We start from the raw sequence: 1840 nt of genomic DNA, 5'->3' as shown, positions 1-1840 counted from the left end.
TCTCCACCTCGACCTCTCTGTTTCTTACTGTACATTCATTCGAGAGGTACGACAACTATTCTGACACAGGGGGCTTGCCCAATCCAAATCTGTTGCGGTACATGAATCGGTTTATTTACCAAATGATTCGGTTTTAGGTAATGTGTACTCACCAGCAAATTTGAGTGTACAGTCGGTTACTTCAAAAGAAACCGTGTATACGAAACAGGAGTTAACTTACCTGCTGCAAGAAATGGCGGCCTATTCCCAGAAAAATCCGAATGCTGGTTCTGCTGAAGCTAGAGCGTTTTTGGATGATCTGTTGAGTAAGCTACCTCTTTCGGTAAAAAAAGATCCAACTCTGTTTAGTGCAGCAGGCAACGATCCAGATCCATGGAAAGCTATTTTAAATCCCTTAGAATATGAAATATTTAAAAGCGGCTTTATCTACTCAATTTACTATGCATTTTTATCAGTTATAGCTTCATATGATTCTGAATTTCTAAGTAAAGAAATATTTGAAGCAGCTGCCCTGACTAATGGTAACGGCGATGCATTTCGCCATGCCTATTGGGCAGCTATGATGGTATATGATATAGGGCCCAATTGGGCAAGTGAGTGGGGAAACGCTCATGAAAATGGAAACCCGAACAACCCGCTTAACGAGAAGGAAATGAATCTATTTAATCATCGTGCGGGAAGATTAATTGCTTTTGAATATTTGTCCAAGAATCCTGCTGCCACGGAGAAGGAAGCCACAAAATTCTTTAAAGAGAAAATCATCACTTCCATAAACAGTGGACAATTAAAAAGAATTAGCTCCTCCGGTCAAATCGTACCTACAGATTCTACAGGAAAAAAGGATACAAAAACGTGGTATAAAATTAAAGTAGGAAACAAAACCGTTTTTATTCAGAAACCAGGTTCAGAGACTTCAGGACTTGAAGCAAGGGTCTGGGACAATTCAAGTAACTCGGCCGTGGTATATACCAATAAAAATGGTCAATGGGTCAATAGTAATACCTATGCATATGTTCCGGGTTTAGGAGGACAAACCACATTTTCTTCAGCAGGTAGTTCAGGGACTATAAGTGCATCTAGCATACTTGACGATATTATCATTGATATTTCTTCAAAAGTTGATCTGGTTAAAGAAAAGTTATCTGAGTCACTTGCTTTTGAACCAGAAGATATGACTTCAGAGGATTGGACAAAAGTTACGTTAGGAATAACCGCCGGGGTTGTTGACTCTACATTCCCTGATCCATCAATGCAATCCTTTTTTGTAAATAAAGTATCAGTAAAAAATTTATTGTTTAAAGTTTCGGGTTACTATGAATTTGATCTGGACAATAACTACTACTATATTAAATCAAAGACGTATACTGAGTTCAGCATCATGGTTGCTGCCAAGATATTGGAATACGGATCGTTTGCTGCTGCGTCATATTCACTGCTAGATGCAGGGATAAAAGCCGTTGGAGGAGCGGTTGTATTTGCCGGTACCGGTGGAGCAGGTACGCCAATAGCGATAGCGATAGAAATAGATGCGGCGAGATCGTTAGCCGTTTCGGGAGTATGCGCTGTTGGCGGCTTGGTTGCGGGTAAGGTTGCTGCATCAGCCAGCAATTTTTATAATAAAGACAAAGACAAGTTAACTAATGTAATCGGTGGAATTGCCGGAGCGCTATGGAAAAGTGTTTCAGCTCAAATTGATGCGATATTGGCAAGCAAGGTAGTGGAAATAAAAAAATTGTATCCTGACGTTAAAGTAGGGTATAGAGGATCACTAGTAGATAGATCCCCATGTACCGTCACTATGAAAGGCGTGTTAGCCAGTGATCTTGAGCTTTACTGAAAG

Annotated in this window: 1 protein-coding gene; it reads left to right on the top strand. The window is 40.2% G+C overall.

From position 1 onward, the window contains the following. Positions 1 to 193: 193 nt before the first annotated feature. Complete coding sequence (locus AC6ROY_RS25290; RefSeq protein ID WP_500103324.1) at positions 194 to 1837, top strand: DUF6973 domain-containing protein; 1644 nt, start codon at positions 194 to 196, stop codon at positions 1835 to 1837. Positions 1838 to 1840: the final 3 nt, after the last annotated feature.

It is taken from the genome of Paenibacillus sp. sg306046, assembly GCF_059821225.1.
The sequence above is the reverse complement of the archived record's forward strand: the minus strand, read 5'-3'. Positions and strand labels throughout refer to the sequence as shown.